The sequence below is a fragment of the Bacillus pretiosus genome (assembly GCF_052947655.1).
In genome coordinates this window covers 4,253,194-4,276,638 of record NZ_CM129593.1, presented here as the reverse complement: position 1 = coordinate 4,276,638, position 23,445 = coordinate 4,253,194, and the positions used below count along the sequence as shown (strand labels likewise).

General features: G+C 37.6%; 18 protein-coding genes and 1 other annotated feature. Of the genes, 16 read left to right on the top strand and 2 right to left on the bottom strand.

Going from position 1 to position 23,445, the window contains the following annotated elements; genetic code table 11:
- Positions 1 to 97: 97 nt before the first annotated feature.
- From ACU8YW_RS22010 to ACU8YW_RS21960, 11 genes are all read left to right on the top strand, one after another.
- The gene (locus tag ACU8YW_RS22010) at positions 98 to 382 is read left to right on the top strand and encodes a post-transcriptional regulator (protein ID WP_000890214.1); all 285 of its coding nucleotides are present in this window, start codon (positions 98 to 100) and stop codon (positions 380 to 382) included.
- Positions 383 to 652: 270 nt separating this feature from the next.
- Complete coding sequence (secDF, locus tag ACU8YW_RS22005) at positions 653 to 2,920, top strand: protein translocase subunit SecDF (RefSeq protein WP_426933896.1); 2,268 nt, start codon at positions 653 to 655, stop codon at positions 2,918 to 2,920.
- A gap of 156 nt (positions 2,921 to 3,076) precedes the next feature.
- Entirely contained in the window at positions 3,077 to 3,970 is an 894-nt protein-coding gene (locus ACU8YW_RS22000) for a cation diffusion facilitator family transporter (protein WP_000409733.1), read from the top strand.
- A 101-nt stretch (positions 3,971 to 4,071) separates the two neighbouring features.
- Positions 4,072 to 6,411, top strand: a complete 2,340-nt coding sequence (gene recJ, locus ACU8YW_RS21995) for a single-stranded-DNA-specific exonuclease RecJ (protein ID WP_426933895.1) — start codon at positions 4,072 to 4,074, stop codon at positions 6,409 to 6,411.
- A gap of 47 nt (positions 6,412 to 6,458) precedes the next feature.
- Positions 6,459 to 6,971 (top strand): adenine phosphoribosyltransferase, encoded by a 513-nt coding sequence (locus ACU8YW_RS21990; protein WP_000346221.1) that lies wholly within the window; start codon positions 6,459 to 6,461, stop codon positions 6,969 to 6,971.
- Between the two features lie 210 nt (positions 6,972 to 7,181).
- Positions 7,182 to 9,365 (top strand): GTP diphosphokinase, encoded by a 2,184-nt coding sequence (relA, locus tag ACU8YW_RS21985; RefSeq protein WP_001262796.1) that lies wholly within the window; start codon positions 7,182 to 7,184, stop codon positions 9,363 to 9,365.
- A gap of 17 nt (positions 9,366 to 9,382) precedes the next feature.
- Positions 9,383 to 9,823: a D-tyrosyl-tRNA(Tyr) deacylase gene (locus tag ACU8YW_RS21980; RefSeq protein ID WP_001266955.1), complete on the top strand. Its 441-nt coding sequence runs from the start codon at positions 9,383 to 9,385 to the stop codon at positions 9,821 to 9,823.
- A 269-nt stretch (positions 9,824 to 10,092) separates the two neighbouring features.
- A complete protein-coding gene (locus ACU8YW_RS21975) occupies positions 10,093 to 10,269 on the top strand; it encodes a hypothetical protein (RefSeq protein ID WP_001242605.1) in 177 nt (58 codons plus the stop codon).
- A gap of 54 nt (positions 10,270 to 10,323) precedes the next feature.
- Positions 10,324 to 10,554, top strand: a binding site (T-box leader).
- Positions 10,555 to 10,623: 69 nt separating this feature from the next.
- Positions 10,624 to 11,895 (top strand): histidine--tRNA ligase, encoded by a 1,272-nt coding sequence (hisS, locus tag ACU8YW_RS21970; RefSeq protein ID WP_000027073.1) that lies wholly within the window; start codon positions 10,624 to 10,626, stop codon positions 11,893 to 11,895.
- A 12-nt stretch (positions 11,896 to 11,907) separates the two neighbouring features.
- Positions 11,908 to 13,683, top strand: a complete 1,776-nt coding sequence (gene aspS, locus ACU8YW_RS21965) for an aspartate--tRNA ligase (protein WP_046958824.1) — start codon at positions 11,908 to 11,910, stop codon at positions 13,681 to 13,683.
- A 350-nt stretch (positions 13,684 to 14,033) separates the two neighbouring features.
- Positions 14,034 to 14,801 carry a tRNA threonylcarbamoyladenosine dehydratase gene (locus ACU8YW_RS21960; RefSeq protein ID WP_000903181.1) on the top strand — a complete coding sequence of 256 codons (768 nt, stop codon included), beginning with the start codon at positions 14,034 to 14,036 and terminating at the stop codon, positions 14,799 to 14,801.
- A 429-nt stretch (positions 14,802 to 15,230) separates the two neighbouring features.
- On the opposite strand, the gene ACU8YW_RS21955 is transcribed toward ACU8YW_RS21960, so the two are convergent.
- Together ACU8YW_RS21955 and ACU8YW_RS21950 are read right to left on the bottom strand one after the other, a co-directional pair.
- Positions 15,231 to 15,872, bottom strand: a complete 642-nt coding sequence (locus ACU8YW_RS21955; protein ID WP_088064459.1) for an RsfA family transcriptional regulator — start codon at positions 15,870 to 15,872, stop codon at positions 15,231 to 15,233.
- 37 nt (positions 15,873 to 15,909) lie between these two features.
- Positions 15,910 to 17,196: a replication-associated recombination protein A gene (locus ACU8YW_RS21950; RefSeq protein ID WP_000812941.1), complete on the bottom strand. Its 1,287-nt coding sequence runs from the start codon at positions 17,194 to 17,196 to the stop codon at positions 15,910 to 15,912.
- Between the two features lie 292 nt (positions 17,197 to 17,488).
- Here ACU8YW_RS21950 and cymR point away from each other — a divergent pair, with 292 nt between their 5' ends.
- The 5 genes from cymR to recD2 all read left to right on the top strand — a co-directional run bounded on the left by cymR (position 17,489) and on the right by recD2 (position 23,421).
- Positions 17,489 to 17,905, top strand: coding sequence for a cysteine metabolism transcriptional regulator CymR (cymR, locus tag ACU8YW_RS21945; RefSeq protein WP_000704116.1), 417 nt, complete (start codon positions 17,489 to 17,491; stop codon positions 17,903 to 17,905).
- Positions 17,906 to 17,940: 35 nt separating this feature from the next.
- Entirely contained in the window at positions 17,941 to 19,086 is a 1,146-nt protein-coding gene (locus ACU8YW_RS21940; RefSeq protein ID WP_000439914.1) for a cysteine desulfurase family protein, read from the top strand.
- Positions 19,087 to 19,102: 16 nt separating this feature from the next.
- Positions 19,103 to 20,218 (top strand): tRNA 2-thiouridine(34) synthase MnmA, encoded by a 1,116-nt coding sequence (gene mnmA / locus ACU8YW_RS21935; protein WP_088093515.1) that lies wholly within the window; start codon positions 19,103 to 19,105, stop codon positions 20,216 to 20,218.
- Between the two features lie 110 nt (positions 20,219 to 20,328).
- Positions 20,329 to 20,988: a tetratricopeptide repeat protein gene (locus ACU8YW_RS21930; RefSeq protein WP_000066396.1), complete on the top strand. Its 660-nt coding sequence runs from the start codon at positions 20,329 to 20,331 to the stop codon at positions 20,986 to 20,988.
- Between the two features lie 96 nt (positions 20,989 to 21,084).
- Positions 21,085 to 23,421: an SF1B family DNA helicase RecD2 gene (recD2, locus tag ACU8YW_RS21925; RefSeq protein ID WP_046958828.1), complete on the top strand. Its 2,337-nt coding sequence runs from the start codon at positions 21,085 to 21,087 to the stop codon at positions 23,419 to 23,421.
- Positions 23,422 to 23,445 lie beyond the last annotated feature (24 nt).

The following is a 23,445-nucleotide window of genomic DNA, read 5'->3' as shown; positions in this document are numbered from 1 at the left end:
TGAAGTATGAGCGTGCTCTTGAAAGTAGTTATTGCTGTCCATTAGAGCGGGATTAAAAGCGACTTTTCGTGCTGAAATAAGAAGGAGATGTTTATGTATGTTAGAAAAAGAGGCTTTGGTAGAATCATACCGCGGACAGTTACAAGTCGTTTTAGAAAGCAAAGTAGAAGAGTTTCACATGTTCGGTTATGACCGAGTAACAGATGATGATATTTGGAAGTTTCTTAAAGTGAAGAAGTGGAAAAAAATAAACGGTGATGTTAGATTATATGAATTAGTAAATGATGTATTAAGAGTAAGTACTAATGAATATATGAATTATTTAACTGTTGAAGCATATCAAGCGCCACTTTGGTCATTTGATGAATATGAAAATAAATAACCGACTGCAATTGGTTTGTTCTTCCTTTTGCAGTATAATGATAGGTATTGATAATGAGGAAATAATTATGTCTAAGATTATATATAAAGGGGGTAGTGAAGAGAAAAAATAAATAATGAAAGTGTAGGTATTGTGAAAAACTTACCGACACAGCTAGTGATGAACTAGCAAAATTATAGAAAGGAAGTCTACTAACTAGGCGTATGCACACGTGTAAAAGTAAATCGTAAGAGATTTATTTAAAGTGTTAGTAGCAGAAAGAGGGTACATATGGCAAAGCGTGGTACGAGAATTGCCGCCTTTTTCCTCATCGTTTTATTAATCGGTGGAGTAATTGGTGCGGCAGGAAAAGACATAGCAAAAGGAATTAGTCTAGGACTAGACCTTCGCGGTGGTTTTGAAATTCTATATGAAGTAAAACCAGCCAAAAAAGGTGATAAAATCGATCGAGACGTACTTGTAAGTACAGTAGGCGCTCTTGAAAATCGTGTCAATGTTCTCGGTGTAAGTGAGCCGAACATTCAAATCGAAGGGCAAGATCGAATTCGCGTACAGCTTGCTGGTGTACAAGATCAGCAAAAAGCACGTGAAATGTTATCAACACAAGCGAAATTAACATTCCGTGATGTAGATGACAACCTTCTTATGGACGGAACGGATTTAAAAGGCGGCGGAGCGAAGCAAACATTTGATGAGCAAGGCCGTGCGAGCGTAGGTCTTACACTAAAAAGCGCTGATAAATTCCGTGAAGTAACTGAAAAAATTTCAAAAATGCCACCACCAACGAATTTAATGGTAATTTGGCTTGATTTTGAAGAAGGAAAAGATTCGTATAAAGCAGAATCGGCAAAAAACAATAATCCGAAGTTTTTATCAGCAGCAACAGTAAGCCAAGTGTTTAATCAAGCTGAAGTATCTATCGTAGGTGGAAACTTCACAGTTGAAAGTGCGAAACAACTTTCATCTTTATTAAATGCAGGCGCACTTCCTGTTGATTTAAAAGAAATGTATTCAACATCTGTTGGAGCGAAATTTGGACAACAAGCATTAGAACAAACAATTTTCGCTAGTGCGATCGGTATCGCTCTTATTTTCTTATTTATGCTTGTATTCTACCGTTTACCAGGAATTGTAGCGGTTATTATGTTAGGTTTATACATTTTCGTTACATTACTTGTCTTTAACTGGATGCATGCAGTTCTTACGTTGCCAGGTATTGCGGCGTTAGTGCTCGGGGTAGGTATCGCAGTTGATGCGAATATTATTACGTACGAGAGACTGAAAGAAGAGCTAAAAATTGGTAAGTCAATGATGTCAGCATTTCGTGCGGGTAACCATCGTTCATTAGCAACAATTCTAGATGCGAACATTACGACACTTGCAGCAGCTGGTGTGTTATTTGTTTATGGTAATAGCTCTGTAAAAGGATTCGCAACAAGTTTAATCGTAAGTATTTTAGTTGGTTTCGTTACGAACGTATTCGGTACTCGTTTCTTACTAGGATTACTTGTAAAGAGCCGTTACTTCGATAAAAAACCAGCATACTTTGGTGTGAAACAAAAGGATATTATTCCATTAACAAAAGGTGTAGTACATCCACCGACAAGATTTGATCGTATTAACTTTGTAAATATCGGTCATAAATTCCTTGTTTTCTCGATTGTAGTTGTAATTGCAGGTGCAATTATTTTACCAATTTTCAAATTGAATCTTGGTATTGATTTTGCGAGTGGTACACGTATCGACTTGCAATCAAAACAATCAGTTACTGTATCAGATGTTCATAAAGATTTTAAAGAATTGAACATTGATGTGAAGGAAGAAAATATTGTACCTACTGGAGATGACAATAAAGGTTTCGCCGTTCGTACTTTAGGTGTTCTATCAAAAGATGAAATTGCGAAAACAAAAACATTCTTCCATGATAAATACGGTACAGATCCAAACGTAAGTACAGTTTCACCGACAATCGGTAAAGAGATTGCACGAAATGCATTTATCGCAGTATTAATTGCTTCTGCGGTTATCATTTTATACGTAAGTATTCGATTCCGATTTACGTACGCATTATCTGCAGTGCTTGCATTATTACATGATGCGTTCGTTATGATTGTTATATTTAGTATTTTCCAATTAGAGGTAGACTTAACGTTTATCGCTGCGGTATTAACAATCATCGGTTATTCTATTAATGACTCGATTGTTACATTTGATAGAAACCGTGAATTATACAAACAGAAAAAACGAGTTCGCGATATAAAAGACTTAGAAGAAATCGTAAATGCAAGTATTCGCCAAACGCTTGGTCGTTCAATTAACACCGTATTAACAGTGTTATTCCCAGTAATTGCGTTACTTATCTTCGGTAGTGAGTCACTACGTAACTTCTCGTTTGCGTTACTTGTTGGATTAGTTGTAGGTACGTACTCTTCTGTTTTCGTTGCTTCTCAAATTTGGTTAATGCTTGAAAACCGTCGTTTGAAAAAGGGTAAAAACAAGAAAAAGGTTGAGAAAGTAGAATCTGAACCGCAAGTATAAAAAAGATGATGTCTCTTTATGAGGCATCTCTTTTTTCGTTTGTGGATACAATAAGATAGCAACTTTTTAATAGAAGGGATATGGAAAAAATTGGTGTTGTTATCGCTGTTTTTGTTACAATAAAAAGATAGGTTAAGAAAAGAAGGGATTTTAATTATGGAAAAAGATGAACGTTTTAAACAGGCCGAGTTTGGTGCTATTGTTGGGATCGTTGGTAATATTATATTAGCGATTGTAAAGGCGGTAATTGGTTATATTGGGAACAGTAAAGCGCTATTAGCGGATGCCGTGCATTCTGCATCAGATGTAATTGGTTCGCTAGCTGTATTGTTTGGATTGCGAGCAGCGAAGCAACCGCCCGATGAAGATCATCCGTACGGTCATGGTAAAGCGGAATCGATTTCAGCAATTATTGTTGCAGTATTATTATTTATTGTGGGAATCGAGATAGCGATTTCGTCTATAAAAGCTTTTTCGCAGGAACTAGAACCACCGAAGGGAATTACGATTTTTGCTGTTGTTCTTTCAATTATCGTGAAAGAAGGAATGTTTCAATATAAATTCCGATTAGGGAAGAGGGTAAATAGTGATGCAATTATTGCGAATGCATATGAACATCGTTCGGATGTATTTTCTTCAATTGCAGCTTTAATCGGTATTTGTGCAGCGATTATTGGTGGTAAGTTCGGGTTAGATTGGCTTGTATATGCCGATCCAATTGCAGGATTATTTGTTTCACTTCTTGTTGCAAAAATGGCATGGAGTATTGGGGCAGAAGCAATTCATGCAACGCTTGATCATGTTCTTCATGAGGAAGATGTTGTTCCGCTTAGAGAAGCAGTACTTCAAATAGACGGTGTGAAAAAAATCGGTTCTTTATATGCAAGGGAGCATGGTCATTACGTTATTGTCGATATTAAAGTTTCTGTAGATCCATACATTACTGTAGAAGAAGGGCACCGCATTGGAAAGCATGTGAAAGAAACGCTTATGGAACAAGATAACGTACAAAATGTGTTTGTACATATAAATCCGTATTCTCCAAATTAAACATTATTAACATTTTAGTATATAGATATTGCAGCGTAGTTTGCATTATATTGTCACCCCTTAATCTGTCTTGTATAATGAACAGGTTAAGGGGTGATTTCGTGTTACAACCGAAGACGCGTTGGAAAGAAAAAGAATATAATGACGAGCGAGTGAGTGAATTAGCAAGTAAATTAAAATTATCACCACTTGTCGTTTCGTTATTCCTCGGTAGAGGACTAGATACAGAAGATAAGATTTTAGATTTTTTAAATACAGAAAATCAAGAATTTCATGATCCATTTTTATTAGAAGGAATGGATAGAACGGTAGAACGTGTCAATAAGGCGATTCAAAATGGAGAGCAAATATTAATATTTGGTGACTACGATGCGGACGGAGTAAGTAGTACGACTGTGTTATATCTTGCTTTGCAAGAATTAGGTGCAAATGTAGAATTTTATATCCCAAACCGTTTCACAGAAGGTTATGGACCAAACGAAGAAGCATTTCGTTGGGCGCATAGCGCAGGATTCTCACTAATTATTACTGTCGATACTGGTATCGCAGCAGTACATGAAGCGAAGGTAGCGAAGGAGCTTGGAATAGATCTTATTATTACAGATCACCATGAGCCACCACCAGAATTGCCAGAAGCACTTGCGATTATTCATCCGAAATTAGATGGCGGTGTATATCCGTTTCACTATTTAGCTGGTGTAGGTGTTGCATTTAAAGTTGCACATGCACTACTAGGTCGTGTACCAGAACATTTATTAGAAATTGCAGTAATTGGTACAGTAGCCGATTTAGTGTCACTTCATGGTGAGAATAGATTGCTAGTGAAGCGCGGTTTAAAACATATGCGCATGACGAAAAATATCGGACTAAAGGCGCTATTTAAAGTTGCTAACGTTTCGCAAAGTGAAATTACAGAAGAGAGCATTGGATTCTCACTCGCACCGCGTATTAATGCAGTTGGCCGTTTAGAAGATGCTACGCCGGCTGTACATCTTTTATTATCAGATGATCCAGAAGAAGCGAAAGAGCTAGCTGAAGAAATTGATGAGCTGAATAAACTGCGAAAAGATATTGTAAAGCAAATTACAGAAGAAGCTATCGCTGAAGTGGAAAATAATTTCCCCCCAGAAGACAATAAAGTACTAGTACTGGCAAAAGAAGGCTGGAATCCAGGTGTAATTGGAATTGTCGCATCTAAATTAGTGGAACGTTTTTATCGTCCAACGATTGTATTATGCATTGATCCTGTAAAAGAAACAGCAAAAGGTTCAGCACGTAGTATTGCAGGATTTGATTTGTTTGCAAACTTGTCAGATTGTAGAGAGTTATTGCCACACTTCGGAGGGCATCCGATGGCAGCGGGAATGACGCTACATATGAATGATGTAGATGAATTGCGCCGCCGCTTAAATGAACAAGCAGAGGTAATTTTAACAGAAGAAGATTTTATTCCAATTACAGCTGTTGATGTCTTTTGTAAAGTGGAGGATGTAACACTGGCAGCAATTGAAGACATGCAAAAGTTAGCGCCATTTGGTGTTGGAAATCCAAAACCGCGTATTGCAGTGAAGGATGCAGAGTTAGAAAGTATTCGTGCAATCGGATCAGATGGCTCTCATTTGAAAATGGCTCTTCGCGATGGACAAGCGATACTGGATACAATCGGATTTGGATTTGGTGCGTATGCGAAAGAAATTTCTCCAGTTGCAAAGGTATCTGTAATAGGGGAAGCATCTATCAATGAATGGAATAATTTTAAGAAGCCGCAATTAATGGTACAAGATATTGCTGTAGAGGCGTGGCAATTATTTGATTGGCGTAGTATGCGTAACGTAGAAGCGAATGTATCAGAACTTCCGAAAGAAAAAATAACGATGGTGTATTTTTCTGAAGAGGTATTGAATAAATTTTCTTTAGAAGACTTTAAAGAGCATATAATGCATGCATCAGAAGTAACTCATTTAGACGATCAATACATCGTGTTACTTGATTTGCCAAAAGGAACAGATGAATTACGAGATTTATTTAAAGTGGGGTTCCCGTCGCGAATTTATACGCTATTTTATCAAGAGAATAATCATTTATTTAGTACTGTTCCAACGAGGGAACATTTTAAATGGTACTATTCGTTCTTGAGCCAAAAAGCACCATTTTCTTTAAGACAATATGGAGAACAACTATGTCGACATAAAGGTTGGTCAAAAGATACAGTAAATTTCATGACACAGGTGTTTTTTGAGTTAGAATTTGTTACAATAAAAGATGGCGTCATTTTTATGGCAGACAAAAAACAAAAGCGTGATTTAATTGAATCGAACACATATCGTGAGAAAATGAACCACTTACAATTAGAAAAAGAATTGGTTTATAGCACATATCAGCAACTATATACATGGTTTGAAACGATTCGTAATCATAAAGAAGTAGAACAGTTAGGGTAAAGGATTTGTATTTACAAACCTTTTAGATCTGAGGAGGATTCAGAAATATGGATTTCAAGCAACATATCGCAATTGTACCGGATTATCCAAAAGAAGGTATTGTATTTAAAGACATTACACCGTTAATGAACGATGGTAAAGCATACAAAGCAGCAACAGATGCAATCGTTGAGTATGCAAAGAAAAGAGACATTGACGTTGTAGTAGGGCCAGAAGCACGTGGCTTTATTATCGGTTGCCCAGTTTCTTATGCGTTAGAAGTAGGTTTTGCACCAGTTCGTAAATTAGGGAAATTACCACGTGAAGTAATTACAGTTGATTACGGTAAAGAATATGGTAAAGATGTTTTAACAATCCATAAAGATGCAATTAAGCCAGGTCAACGCGTATTAATTACAGATGATCTATTAGCTACAGGTGGAACAATTGAAGCGACAATTAAGCTAGTTGAAGAACTTGGCGGAGTTGTAGCAGGAATTGCATTCTTAGTAGAGCTTACTTACTTAGATGGTCGTAAAATGTTAGATGGTTACGATGTATTAGTATTAGAAAAATACTAATCACTATATAGGTAAAACTACGGTGATAAAAAGTACCCGTGAATCTCTTGGAGAGGAGCGGGTACTTTTGTATAATTGCACAAAAAAATAAGGTAAAATGTCAGTAAAATCTTTTCCTTTTCACAATTCACAATCATTAGGTTATAATGATAGAATATAATTTATTCTACTTAATTAAGATAAAGTCAATTTTCAATAAAAGGTGATTCGATGGCAAATGAGCAGGTACTAACAGCTGAACAGGTACTCGAGAAAGCAAGTCAATATTTAGCAGATGAAGATATTGAGCTAGTGGCACGTGCCTATGAATATGCACGTGATGCGCATAGCGAACAATACAGAAAATCGGGTGAACCGTACATTATTCATCCAATTCAAGTTGCAGGTATTTTAGTTGATTTACACATGGATCCAGCTACAGTATCAGCAGGTTTCTTACATGATGTAGTGGAAGATACAGAAATTACATTAGAAGATATTGAACGGGAATTTAATAAAGAAATTGCTATGCTTGTCGATGGTGTAACAAAGCTCGGAAAGATTAAATATAAATCTCATGAGCAACAACAAGCAGAAAACCATCGCAAAATGTTTATTGCAATGGCTCAAGATATTCGAGTTATTTTAATTAAACTAGCTGATCGTCTTCATAACATGCGTACATTGAAACATTTGCCTCAAGAGAAGCAGCGTCGCATTGCAAATGAAACGTTAGAAATCTTTGCACCTTTAGCACATAGACTCGGAATTAGTACTATTAAATGGGAGCTAGAGGATACGTCACTTCGCTATTTAAATCCACAGCAATACTATCGTATTGTAAATTTAATGAAGCGTAAACGTGCAGAGCGTGAAGAATATTTAGACGAAGTAATGACTGGTATTCGTGAGAAATTAAAAGAAGTTGCAATTCAACCTGAGATTTCTGGAAGACCAAAGCATATTTACAGTATTTATCGTAAAATGGCACTGCAAAATAAACAGTTCAATGAAATTTACGATTTATTAGCTGTACGTGTCGTTGTAAATAGTATTAAAGATTGTTATGCGGTACTTGGAATTATTCATACGTGCTGGAAGCCGATGCCAGGTCGTTTTAAAGATTATATTGCGATGCCGAAAGCAAATCTATATCAATCTCTTCATACGACTGTAATTGGGCCGAAAGGTGATCCGCTTGAAGTGCAAATTCGTACGAAAGAAATGCATGAGATTGCAGAATTCGGGATCGCGGCGCACTGGGCGTATAAAGAAGGAAAAACAGCAGAAACAACAGGTACATTAGAGAAGAAACTTACATGGTTCCGTCAAATATTAGAATGGCAAAATGAAGCTTCTAATGCAGAAGAGTTTATGGAGTCATTAAAAATTGATTTATTCTCTGACATGGTATTCGTCTTTACACCGAAAGGCGACGTAATGGAATTGCCACTTGGATCTGTTCCGATTGACTTTTCGTATCGTGTCCATTCGGAGATTGGAAATAAAACAATTGGTGCAAAAGTAAACGGCAAAATGGTGACGCTTGATTATAAATTAAAAACTGGTGACATCATTGAAATTTTAACATCGAAACATTCGTATGGGCCAAGTCAAGACTGGGTGAAACTTGCTCAAACATCTCATGCGAAAAACAAAATACGTCAATTCTTTAAGAAGCAACGTAGAGATGAAAATATTGAAAAAGGCCGTGAACTTGTTGAAAAAGAAGTGCGTAGCCTAGAGTATGAGATGAAAGAAGTGTTAGCTCCTGACAATTTAAAACGTGTTGCCGAGAAGTTCAATTTTGCAAATGAAGAAGATATGTTTGCAGCAGTTGGATATAGCGGGATTACAGCGTCGCAAATTGTTACGCGACTAACGGACAAATTCCGTAAGCAACGTGAAGAAGAAGAAATCGTTGAAGTTAAAGAAGTTCGTAAACCGATGAAAATTCGAAAATGGGATTCTGGCGTTAAAGTAAGTGGTGCGGATAATTTATTAATTCGTTTATCAAAATGCTGTAACCCAGTACCAGGTGATGATATCGTTGGGTATATTACGAAAGGCCGAGGTGTATCGATTCACCGCCGTGATTGTGTAAATGTTCATACAGAAGAAGCTATAGAACGTTTATTGGAAGTAGAGTGGGAAGGTAGTCCTGAAAAAGAAATTGAGTATAACGTTGATATTGAAATTTCAGGTTACGATCGCCGTGGCTTATTAAATGAAGTATTACAAGCTGTTACAGAGACGAAAACGTATATTTCGGCAGTTTCTGGTAGAAGTGACCGTAATAAGATGGCGACAATTAATATGTCAATCTCTATTCGTAACTTACAGCACTTGAAAAAAGTAGTAGAACGCATTAAACGTGTTCCAGAAATTTATGCAGTACGACGCATGATGCATTAATAGGGAGTGTAGAAAAGATGAGAGTTGTTTTACAACGATCAAAAGAAGCGTCTGTCACAGTAGACGGTGAGATCGTAGGACAAATTCCGTTCGGTTTAACATTACTAGTTGGCATTACGCATGAAGATACAGAAAAAGATGCAACTTACATTGCAGAAAAAATTGCGAACTTACGTATTTTTGAAGATGAGAGTGGAAAGATGAACCATTCTGTACTTGATGTAGAAGGACAAGTTCTATCAATTTCGCAATTCACATTATACGGAGATTGTCGCAAGGGAAGACGTCCCAACTTTATGGATGCTGCCAAACCTGATTATGCAGAGCGTTTATATGATTTCTTTAATGAGGAAGTTCGTAAGCAAGGATTGCATGTAGAAACAGGGAAGTTCGGAGCAATGATGGATGTTTCTTTAATCAATGATGGTCCGGTGACCTTAATTGTGGATAGTAAATAGTGTTGCTTAAAAAAGAGGGGATTATATAATCCCTTCTTTTTTATACATTGTTGTATGTTTTGTTCATTTATCTCGCTATTTGTGGGAGATCCACTGCCCGTCGAAGCCTGATTAGTGAGGGCTAATAATGAGTGGCGATGGACAAAACCCTTATTCATTAAAGTTTTACTTTATTTGGAATTAATAGCTGTTTCAGTTATGTATAACTCTTTCATCAATATGGAACAATAAAAAGTAAAACATCTATATTGAATGTGAGGGATATACGTATGCGTATGAACGAAAAAGGGCATTCTGTTACAAATGGTGCAAATCAACTGTTTAACGTAAATTTTCATGATTTTATTTCAAAAGAGCAAAACAATACTTCAATGGAACTTGCTTCTGAGTTTGGGATTTCTCTTCAAGATGTAAAGCGTCTAAAGAAGCAGATTGAACGCTCTTAGAGTACTTGACAATCCTACTCAACAAACGTATAGTAATTTTATATTTACATATGAATATAACCGTTGATAGAGAAGAGTAAATGAGACACACATGGAAAGAGAAGAAATGTCTTAGGCTGAAAACATTTTTGCATGATGACTGATTGAATGACACTCTAGAGGTTTCAACTTGAACGGCATATATGCTTAGTAGGGATGAACGCACATTTAAGCGTTATTAAAAAAGTGGAAGCATACGTGCTTCAATTAGGGTGGCACCACGGGTATAATACTCTCGTCCCTACTGTTCAAACAGTAGAGGCGGGAGTTTTTTTATTTTTATTAAGATTAAAACAATTTGAGGAGGAACTGAATATGTCTATTCAAATCCCACGCGGAACGCAAGATATTCTTCCAGGTAGCGTTGAGTTATGGCAGTATATCGAAGGGCAAGCACGCGAAATTTGCCGTCGTTACAACTATAAAGAAATTCGTACACCAATTTTTGAACACACTGAGCTATTTTTACGTGGTGTTGGTGATACGACAGATATCGTACAAAAAGAAATGTACTCATTCCAAGATCGTGGAGAGCGCAGTTTAACATTACGTCCAGAAGGTACTGCACCTGTTGTACGTTCTTACGTTGAAAACAAAATGTTCGGTGATGCAACACAACCAACGAAATTATACTATATTGGTCAAATGTTCCGTTACGAAAGACCACAAGCAGGTCGCTATCGTCAATTCGTACAATTCGGTATTGAAGCAATCGGTAGTAACGATCCTGCGATTGATGCAGAAGTAATTGCACTTGCTGTAGAGTTTTACCGCGGCATGGGCTTAAAAAATATTAAAGTTGTATTAAACAGCTTAGGTGATGCGGCGAGCCGTCAAGCGCACCGTGATGCGTTAATCGCACACTTCGAGCCACGTATCGGTGAGTTCTGTTCTGACTGCCAATCTCGTTTAGAAAAGAATCCTCTTCGTATTTTAGATTGTAAGAAGGACCGTAACCATGAATTAATGGGAACAGCACCATCTATTACAGAATACTTAAACGAAGATTCAGCAGTATACTACGACAAAGTTCAAGAACTATTAACGATGATGGATGTTCCATTTGAAAAAGATCCGAACTTAGTACGTGGTTTAGACTACTACCAACACACTGTTTTTGAAATTATGAGTGAGGCAGAAGGTTTCGGTGCTATCACTACATTAAGCGGTGGTGGACGTTATAACGGGCTTGTACAAGAAATCGGTGGACCAGAAATGCCAGGTATCGGTTTTGCGATGAGTATCGAACGTTTAATTATGGCGCTAAAAGCTGAAAACATCGAATTACCAATTGAACATAGTATTGATTGCTACGTTGTAGCGCTTGGTGAAAAAGCGAAAGACCATGCTGCGAAAGTTGCGTTTGATCTTCGTAAAGCTGGATTATCAGTTGAAAAAGATTATTTAGACCGTAAAATGAAAGCACAATTTAAATCAGCAGATCGTCTAAAGGCGAAATTTGTAGCTGTATTAGGGGAAGATGAGCTAGATAAAGGCATCATTAACTTAAAAGATATGGCAACAGGGGAACAAGAAGAAGTAGCATTAGATGTATTTGCTTCATACGTAGCAGAGAAATTAATATAGGGGGAACTTACAGTGGCTGAAAGAACACATGCATGTGGAAAAGTAACAGTAGAAGCAGTTGGACAAACAGTTCAATTAAAAGGTTGGGTACAAAAACGCCGTGATTTAGGTGGATTAATCTTTATCGACTTACGTGACCGTACAGGTATCGTGCAAGTTGTATTTAACCCAGAAACATCAAAAGAAGCGTTAGAAATAGCAGAAACTATTCGTAGTGAATACGTATTGCACGTAGAAGGTACAGTTGTTGAGCGTGGTGAAGGCGCAATTAATGACAATATGGCAACGGGTCGTATTGAAGTACAAGCAACGAAAGTAAACGTATTAAATGCAGCAAAAACAACGCCAATCATTATTGCTGATGATACAGATGCATCAGAAGATGTGCGTTTAAAATATCGTTATTTAGACTTACGTCGTCCTGCAATGTTTAACACATTCAAAATGCGTCACGACGTAACGAAAACAATTCGTAACTTCTTAGACACAGAAGAGTTCTTAGAAGTGGAAACACCAATTTTAACGAAGAGTACACCAGAAGGAGCTCGTGACTATTTAGTACCAAGTCGTGTACATGATGGTGAATTCTATGCGTTACCACAGTCTCCACAATTATTTAAACAGCTTCTTATGGTCGGCGGATTTGAGCGTTACTATCAAGTAGCACGTTGTTTCCGTGACGAAGATTTACGTGCAGACCGTCAACCAGAATTCACGCAAATCGATATCGAAGCTTCATTCTTAACACAAGATGAAATTTTAGATATGATGGAGCGCATGATGACGAAAGTTATGAAGGATGCAAAAGGTGTAGAAGTGAGTGCACCATTCCCTCGTATGAAATATGCTGATGCAATGGCTCGTTACGGTTCTGATAAGCCAGATACACGCTTTGAAATGGAACTAACAGACCTATCTGAATTTGCAGTAGGTTGTGGTTTTAAAGTATTTACAAGTGCTGTAGAAAGCGGCGGACAAGTAAAAGCAATTAATGCAAAAGGTGCTGCGAGCAAATACTCTCGTAAAGATATCGATGCATTAACTGAATTCGTAAAAGTATACGGTGCAAAAGGTCTAGCTTGGCTTAAAGTGGAAGAGGACGGCTTAAAAGGACCGATTGCGAAATTCTTCGGTGAAGAAGAAGCAAACGCGTTAATGGCTACATTAGAAGCTACTGCTGGCGACTTATTACTATTCGTAGCAGATAAGAAGAGCGTTGTTGCAGATAGCTTAGGTGCACTTCGTTTACGTCTAGGTAAAGAGCTTGAGTTAATTGACGAAAGTAAATTTAACTTCCTATGGGTAACGGATTGGCCACTTCTTGAGTACGATGAAGATGCAGATCGTTACTTCGCAGCTCACCACCCATTCACAATGCCATTCCGTGAAGATGTTGAGTTATTAGAAACGGCACCAGAAAAAGCACGTGCACAAGCATATGACCTTGTATTAAATGGTTATGAGCTTGGCGGTGGATCACTTCGTATTTACGAGCGTGACGTACAAGAAAAAATGTTCAAAGCACTTGGATTCTCACAAGAAGAAGCACAAGAGCAATTCGGATTCTTATTAGAAGCATTCGAATACGGTACTCCACCACACGGTGGTATCGCATTAGGTTTAGACCGTCTTGTTATGTTACTTGCAGGCCGTACGAACCTTCGTGATACAATTGCATTTCCGAAAACAGCAAGCGCAAGCTGCTTATTAACAGAAGCTCCAAGCCCAGTAGCAGAAGCACAGCTTGAAGAGTTAAACTTAAAATTAAGCTTAAAAGAAGAGAAGTAAGAATAAAGTCTAGATGGTTATACTATAGCCGTCTAGACTTTTTTTGAGAGGTTGTTTAAAAAGTCCGGTTTAGATAACTGTCGCATCTCATCGTTACGTATGCTAGTCCGGTGCTCGAGTAGTACTCCTACACTGCGCTCCTCCTAGCATACGTGCCTCGATCTGCTCGGTTCTCTAAATCCTCCTTTTTAAGGGTATATTGAAAGGGTTGTTTAAAAAGTCCGGTTTACACTATGTTTTTATTCTCGAAATATGTATTTTTAGGAATTCTATAACTTTTTCTATACAAATAGTCGGAAAAACGCTAGAATACATGATAGACCATTTTTGTAATAGGAGTGTAGAGCTGAATGTTACATCAATTTTCACGTAATGAATTAGCCTTTGGTAAAGAAGGACTTGAAATATTAAAAAATAGTACAGTCGGTATTTTAGGAATTGGCGGCGTAGGGTCATTTTCGGCAGAGGCGTTAGCACGTTCTGGCGTAGGACGTCTCGTATTAGTCGATAAAGACGTTGTAGATATTACAAACGTAAACCGTCAAATTCACGCGTTAGTATCTACTGTAGGACGTTCAAAAGTAGAATTAATGAAAGAGCGTATCGCAGACATTAATCCAGAGTGTGAAGTAATTGGACTAGAAATGTTTTATACTGATGAAACATATGAAGAGTTCTTCAAACATGGATTGGATTTCGTAGTAGATGCATCTGATACGATTACGTTCAAAATTCATTTAATTAAACAATGCTTACGTCGAAAAATTAAAATTATCTCATGCATGGGTGCAGCAAATAAAATGGACCCAACTCGTTTCCGTATTGCGGACATCTCTAAAACACATACAGATCCAATTGCGAAAGTAATTCGTACGAAGCTTCGTAAAGATGGTATTAAAAAAGGTGTAAAAGTTGTCTTCTCTGACGAAAACCCAATCGTAATTCGTGAAGAAGTACGTAAAGAAATCGTACCAGACGAAAATGCAAAAATTCGTAAAGCGAAATTACCACCTTCATCAAATGCATTCGTACCATCTGTGGCAGGCCTAATCATGGCAAGTCACGTTGTACGTGAACGTATTAAAAACGTTGAAGTGAAGCGTGTAGGGCAAGAATAAAAAGAAAGCATATATCCGTCAAGGGTATATGCTTTTTCTATTATGTTTTAAAGAATTGCATATATTTGCAATACTAATAATTCGAATGTAAGTAATCCTAATAAAGAATAATCGTATTTATCCGACTTATAGGCGGAAGTCTTTTTTAAACTCTTAATGGTAAAAAGGCCTAATATTAGAACGAGAATACCGAGTGTTATTTTGAAGACTATTAATGAAATAGCAACCATCTCCTTTCAAACATATATCTTTATAGTAACATTTAAGTAAGTAATATCCAATTATTCCCTGGTGTTTCCTTGTGTGAACTTGAGGTCTATTGTTGTCAATTTTTTCTATAAATCTATATAATTATATTCACAAATATTATTTTTACCGAAGAAAAAAAGATGCCACACAGTCAGAAACCCCGACTAGGTGACATCCTTTTTAATTTTCTGCAGAATAAATAATATCTAAATTTCCATTTTGATCTGTTTTGAAAATTGGAGCGATCTGTTCCTCTTGTTCTTCAACCGAAACGAGTTTTCGAGCACGGTCCATAATTCTAACAAGCATTGCATAATCTTCTTCGATTGCTTGTTGTTTTTTTGAGAGTACCGCTAATTTTGCTTCCAGTTCATGATTCGTTTTTTTCAAAGTCGTGAGCTGAGCTTGTAATACTTCATTTTCAGTTTGTAACTTTGCGAGTGAAGGGTTGGTATGCTCTAAGTTTTGCAAAAACGAGATGACATGTTGCATTGTAAGATTCTGTTTGTTTGGCATAATATCTTCTGAAAACTCGGCATCAATTACGAGTTGTTTCGTTTGCGTGAAATGCTCTTTTTCTATTTTAGCTTCAGAGCGTTTTAATTCTTTACGTTGTTTTTTTGCAAGTTGCACCGCATCTTCGTAATTCGGTCTTACTTCAGCATTCCATCTAAATCCGCAAGCTGCGGAAGTGCGGTTCAATGTATCGCCGACTTCATCGAATGCTTTTATTTGTGTGCTACCGCTGCGAATATGTCGTAAAACAGTTTCTGCTAAAAGGAGATCGTCTTCTTTTGTCCATGCATCTTGACGTGTTTTCATAAGCGAAGCCTCCATAATGGTGACGTTTTCGCTTAGGTTACCCTTTATTTTTCGTTTTATTCGAACTTTGTAATCTTTCATATACAGTAGAAAGTGCTTGCTCAAATTTCCCTGTCGTTTTCGGTTTATAATATTGTTTGTTTTTTATTTTATCAGGTAAGTATTGTTGTTGTACCCATCCATTTGGATGGTCGTGTGGATACAAGTATCCAATGCCTCTTCCAAGTGATTCTGCGCCTTTGTAATGACTATCTTTTAAATGACTTGGAATGTCGCCTGTTTGACCGTTACGTAAATCGTGTAATGCAGTATCAAGTGCTTTGTAAGCTGAGTTTGATTTTGGTGATAAGCAAAGCTCGATAACAGCATTTGCAAGTGGTATGCGTGCCTCCGGGAATCCAACTCGTTCCGCTGATTCTATAGCTGCTAGTGTACGCGGTCCGGCTTGTGGGCTAGCAAGTCCGATATCTTCATATGCCATAATAAGAAGACGTCTACCAATGCTTTGTAAATCACCAGCTTCAATAAGACGTGCTAAATAATGAAGTGCTGCATTTACATCACTTCCGCGCACCGATTTTTGAAATGCCGATAATACGTCATAATGAGCATCTCCACCTTTGTCGTGAACGAAGCTCTTTTTTTGCAAGCATTCTTCTGCAATTTCTAGCGTAATTACCGCAGCTTTTTCGTCCGTTGTAAAGCTAGATAAAACAGCTAGTTCAAGTGCATTATAAGCAGAACGCATATCTCCACCAGATGCATTTGCAAAGTGATGTAATGCTTCCGGCGTAACCGTTACATCATATTCCCCAAGACCTTTTTCTTTATCTTCAAGTGCTCGTTTTAAGCCAATTAAAAGATCATCTTCTGTTAATGCGTGTAATTCGAAGATTTGACAACGACTTCGAATAGCAGAATTAATAGCATGGAACGGATTACTCGTTGTTGCACCGATTAAGGTAAGGAGTCCGCTTTCTAAATGAGGTAATAGAAAATCCTGTTTTGCTTTATCTAGACGGTGTACTTCATCTAAAATTAAAACGAGGTGTCGATGCATCTTTGCTTCTTGTACAACAACTTCCATATCTTTTTTATTATGAGTAACAGCGTTTAATAGGCGAAAAGGGGTTCCAGTACTTCCTGCAATTGCGCTCGCAATGGATGTTTTTCCTGTGCCTGGAGGGCCGTATAAAATCATAGATTGAAAATGATTTGCTTGGACCATTCGCCATAAAATTTTTCCTTCACCAACTAAATGTTGTTGTCCGATAATTTCTTGAATATTTGTAGGGCGCATTCGATGTGCGAGTGGCTGTTTCATTTTTACCGTCTCCCTTAATGTATAATCTCTTTCTATCGTATCATTTTTTTTAGTGGAATTTGAAATAGGATGCTGTTTTGTGGGAAAAATGAATATAAATATTTTCATTTTTCTTTCAATTGTAATAATTTCCGAGTTTTTCAATGTGATTTTATGTTATCATTTTGATACACAAGTTGAAATTTCTTATAATACTATATTATGCTATAATTTCATAGGATTTTAAATTGTGTTCTTTTATAAATAAGATATAACCAATAGAAGTGAAAATTTGAAAAGAGGTGCAAAATAGATGAAGATTTCAACGAAAGGCCGCTACGGCTTAACAATTATGATCGATCTTGCAAAAAAGTTTGGTGAAGGTCCAATTTCCTTAAAATCAATTGCGCAGGCACATGATTTATCGGAACATTACTTAGAGCAATTAATTTCACCACTTCGTAACGCTCGTCTAGTAAAGAGTACGCGCGGGGCATATGGCGGATATGTATTGTCTGATCAGCCAGCTAACATTACAGCTGGGGATGTAATCCGTGTATTAGAGGGTCCGATTAGTGTTGTAGAAATGATAGAAGAAGAGGAACCGGCACAACGCCAATTATGGATGCGTGTTCGTGATGCGGTGCAAGAAGTGTTAGATAGTACAACGTTAGAAGATTTAGTACGTTATGAGGAAGAAAATCACGGGGGCTATATGTTTTACATTTAATTCCTTGTGAAACGATTTGGAAAGAAGGAGATTTAATGGAACGCATTTACTTAGATCATGCTGCGACATCTCCGACTCACCCAGAAGTGGTCGAAAAGATGATTCCATATATGACAGAAACATTCGGGAACCCGTCTAGTATTCACTTTTATGGACGTCAAACGCGCCATGCAGTAGATGAGGCGAGACGCGCGGGAGCACGTAGCATTCATGCGAATCCGAATGAAATTATATTTACGAGCGGTGGTACAGAAGCTGATAATTTAGCGCTTATAGGTGTAGCACGTGCGAATCGTCATAAAGGTAACCATATTATAACGACGCGAATTGAACATCATGCAATTTTGCATACGTGTGAATTGTTAGAGCGCGAAGGGTTTGAAGTGACATATTTACCTGTTGATGAAACAGGACGCGTTCAAGTTTCTGACATACAAAATGCATTAACAGAAGAGACGATTCTCGTATCCGTTATGTTTGGGAATAATGAAGTCGGGACGATGCAACCAATCGCGGAAATAGGGAAGTTGCTAAAAGAGCATCAAGCTTATTTTCATACAGATGCGGTACAAGCTTACGGATTAGTAGAAATAGATGTGAAAGAGTTCGGCATTGATTTATTATCGATTTCAGCTCATAAAATTAATGGACCAAAAGGTGTAGGGTTCCTATATGCTGGTGCAAATGTGAAATTTGAACCGTTATTAATAGGCGGGGAGCAAGAAAGAAAACGCCGTGCTGGTACTGAAAATGTACCGAGTATCGTTGGTTTGCAACATGCAATTTTGTTAGCTGAAAAAACTCGTGAGCAAAAAAATGCCCAATATGAAGAGTTTAAAGATATAATGGTATCTGTCTTCAAAAATGAAGACATTACTTTCGAGGTAAACGGAAACTTAGAATATCGCTTACCACATGTGCTTAATATCAGTTTTACAGGAATGAACATTGAACCGTTCCTTGTGAACTTAGATATAGCTGGCATTGCAGTGTCAAGTGGCTCGGCGTGTACAGCTGGTTCGATTGATCCATCACATGTATTAGTAGCGATGTTCGGAAAAGACTCCGATCAAATACGTTCATCCGTACGCTTTAGTTTCGGACTTGGAAATACGAAAGAGCAAATTGAGAAAGCGGCGTACGAAACAGTGAAAATCGTGAAGCGATTAACACAAAATTAGCATGGGAGGTGACATGATGAACAAACTACCTCAAGAAACACGCGTTGTCATCGGGATGTCCGGTGGCGTCGATTCATCTGTAGCAGCTCTTTTATTAAAAGAGCAAGGTTATGATGTAATCGGAATTTTTATGAAAAACTGGGATGATACAGATGAGAATGGTGTCTGCACAGCAACAGAAGATTACAATGATGTAATTGAAGTGTGTAACCAAATTGGCATTCCATATTATGCAGTAAACTTTGAAAAACAATACTGGGATAAAGTATTTACGTACTTCTTAGATGAGTACCGAGCTGGTCGTACACCAAACCCAGATGTAATGTGTAACAAAGAAATTAAATTTAAAGCATTTTTAGAGCATGCGATTGCGCTTGGTGCTGATTATGTAGCGACAGGTCATTATGCACGCGTTGCTTATATGGACGGCGAATATAAAATGCTTCGCGGCGTTGATGATAATAAAGACCAAACGTATTTCTTGAATCAATTAAGCCAAGAGCAATTATCAAAAACAATGTTCCCATTAGGTGAATTAAAGAAACCGCAAATTCGTGAAATGGCGACAGAAGCTGGTTTAGCGACAGCGGCGAAGAAAGATAGTACTGGTATTTGCTTTATCGGTGAGCGTAACTTTAAAGATTTTTTAAGCAACTATTTACCAGCGCAACCAGGTGTGATGCAAACATTATCTGGTGAAGTGAAAGGGAAGCATGACGGTTTAATGTACTATACAATTGGACAACGTCATGGCCTTGGTATTGGTGGTAACGGTGATCCGTGGTTTGCTGTTGGGAAAGACTTGAAAGAAAACATTTTATATGTTGATCAAGGATTCCATAACGAGCTTCTATATGGTGATGAAGTTATTGCTACGAATATCGGCTGGGTAAGTAATGAAGCGAAAGAAAAAGAATTTAAGTGCACAGCGAAATTCCGTTATCGTCAAGAAGACAATAAAGTAACGGTTCAAATCGTTGATGAAAATACAGTTCGTATTCTTTGTGATGAGCCAATTCGTGCAATTACACCAGGACAAGCAGTTGTTTTCTATGATGGAGATGAGTGCTTAGGCGGTGCTACAATTGATGAAGTATATCGTAGTGGTAAGAAATTGGATTATTTAGGATAAAATGAGAAGCCTCTGCCGATTAGCGGTTAGAGGTTTCTTTTACATAAAGCGAATTTTCGTTCGCTTGGAAAATACATTCTTTGTTATAATTTGTTGTAGAGGTGAAGGACATGTCAAACAAACTTGAAACAGGTATTCAATATATGCAAGAAGGAAACTGGGAAGAAGCTGCTAAAAATTTCACAGAAGCAATCGAAGAAAATCCGAAAGATGCGCTTGGATACATTAATTTTGCGAACTTATTAGATGTACTAGGTGATAGTGAAAGAGCAATTTTATTTTATAAACGTGCATTAGAATTAGATGATAAATCTGCGGCTGCTTATTATGGATTAGGAAATGTATATTACGGTCAAGAGCAATTTGCAGAGGCAAAGGCTGTATTTGAACAAGCGATGCAAGCGGGATTACAATCAGCTGATGTAACATTTATGTTAGGTATTACACATGTGCAGCTTGGAAATGATCGTCTTGCACTTCCATTTTTACAAAGAGCAACAGAATTAGATGAAAACGATGTAGAGGCTGTGTTCCAGTGCGGACTTTGCTTTGCACGTTTAGAACATATTCAAGAGGCGAAACCTTATTTTGAAAAGGTATTAGAAATGGATGAAGAGCATGCAGATGCGTATTATAATTTAGGTGTTGCGTACGTATTTGAAGAAAATAACGAGAAGGCTCTTACTTTATTTAAGAAAGCAACTGAAATTCAGCCAGATCACTTTTTAGCTGGTAATGGTGTTCGTTTATTGGAGCAAGAAGCTGAATAAGATGAAAATATAGTTTAATGGGTAGTTATCCCTCATCTAAATAGGTGGGGGATGTACTGCTCATTAAAGTGAAACGAACCGGAAAGGAGAGGAAAGATGGGAAATCAACATGCAATGGATTTGTTTGAGGAAGATAAAAAGTTTATAAAAGCGCAAGTTCTTCACACCATTTTCCACAACGAAGAAAACCTCTATTCCGTTGTCAGTATGAAAGTCATTGAGACGAATGAAACGTACGACGAAAAAAAAGTGATGATAAACGGTCATTTTCCCCGCATGCATGAAGATGAAGTGTTTACATTGACAGGGCATTTTAAAGACCATCCGAAGTATGGGAAACAATATTTAGTTGAAACATTTAAGAAAGAATTGCCGCAAACAAAAGCTGGTATGGTGCAATATTTAGCGAGTGATTTATTTAAAGGGATAGGAAAGCGTACAGCTGAAAAAATTGTGGATCATCTTGGGGAACATGCCATCTCTAAAATTATGGATGATCCAGATGCGTTAAACGGTGTTGTCAATAAGCAAAAAGCTCAAGAAATATATGAGACAATTGTTGAACATCAAGGACTAGAGAAAGTAATGAGTTTTTTAAATGGTTACGGTTTTGGAACGAAGCTTTCTATTAAGATTTACCAGCAATATAAAGAGATGACATTAGAAGTGATTCGTAATAATCCGTATAAGCTTATTGAAGAAGTGGACGGGATTGGATTTGGAAGAGCGGATGATATAGGACGTGCGTTAGGTATATCGGGTAATCATGATGACCGTGTACGTGCGGGTTGTTTTTATACGTTAGAGAATGTTTCATTGCAACTTGGTCATGTTTATATGGGGAAAAATCAACTTGTAAGAGAAACGATGTCACTTTTAAATAATCAAGAAGGAAGAGTGACCGAGGAAGACATTGTAGCTTGCGTTGAAATGATGCAAAGTGAAGGGAAAGTTATCATAGAAGAAGAACGAGTGTATTTAGCATCGTTATTCTACTCAGAAAAAGGTGTTGTAAAGTCTATTCGCAGGCTTATGAATCAGGAGGAAACACCCTCATTTCCTGAAGCAGAAGTGTTAAAGACGTTAGGTCAAATTGAAGAACAACTGAATGTACAGTATGCACCGTTTCAACAAGAAGCGATTCAAACGGCACTTCATAAACCGATGATGTTATTGACAGGTGGACCAGGAACAGGGAAAACAACAGTTATTAAAGGAATTGTTGAAATGTATGCGTCACTTCACGGGCTATCGTTAAATCCGAATGAATACAGTGACGATAATCCATTTCCGATATTATTAACGGCCCCAACAGGAAGAGCAGCGAAGCGAATGAGTGAATCAACAGGGCTTCCAGCTTGTACAATTCACCGTTTACTTGGCTGGACCCCAGAAGGGTCTTTCCAGCGTAATGAAACGGATCCGGTACAAGGGAAATTGCTTATTATTGATGAATTTTCAATGGTTGATATTTGGCTTGCAAATCAGCTGTTTAAATCATTGCCGACTAACATTCAAGTTATCGTTGTAGGTGATGAAGATCAATTACCATCTGTAGGACCTGGACAAGTGTTGAAAGATTTATTGAATGCAGGTGCAGTTCCAACAGTGAAGCTTACTGAAATTTATCGTCAAGCTGAAGGCTCATCTGTTATTCAACTCGCCCATGCGATAAAAAATGGAACGCTTCCACCAGATTTAGCGCAAAATCAAAAAGATCGTTCATTTATCGGCTGTACAGGAGCTCAAATTGTTGAGGTTGTTAAGAAGGTTTGTGAAAATGCTAAGACAAAAGGGTTTAGCGCAAGAGATGTACAAGTACTGGCCCCGATGTATCGTGGCCCTGCCGGTATTAATGTACTAAACGAAGCGTTGCAAGAAGTGTTTAATCCGAAAAGGGAAAAGAGTAAAGAAATTGCTTACGGTGATGTTGTATACCGAAGAGGCGATAAAGTACTGCAACTCGTTAATCAACCGGAGAGCCAAGTGTTTAATGGTGATATCGGAGAAATTGTTTCGGTGTTTTATGCGAAAGAGAACGTTGAACAACAAGATATGATTATCGTTTCATTTGATGGAATTGAGGTAACGTATACAAAGCCAGACTTAAATCAAATTACACATGCCTATTGCTGTTCGATTCATAAATCGCAAGGTAGTGAGTTTCCGATTGTGATTATGCCGATAGTGAAAAGTTACAATCGTATGTTACGTCGTAATTTAATTTACACTGGTATTACAAGAAGTAAAAAGTTCCTCATTATTTGCGGGGAGGAAGCAGCTTTCCAATCTGGTGTAAATCGCCTTGATGATGCAATGCGTCAAACGACTTTAGCGAATCGTTTGCAAGAATCACAAGGAGAAGTACAGATGGTAACAGTTAATGGCGAAGAAATGGACGTGGAAAACATTTCACCGTATGATTTCATGTAACAAGGTGAAATTATATAGTGAAAC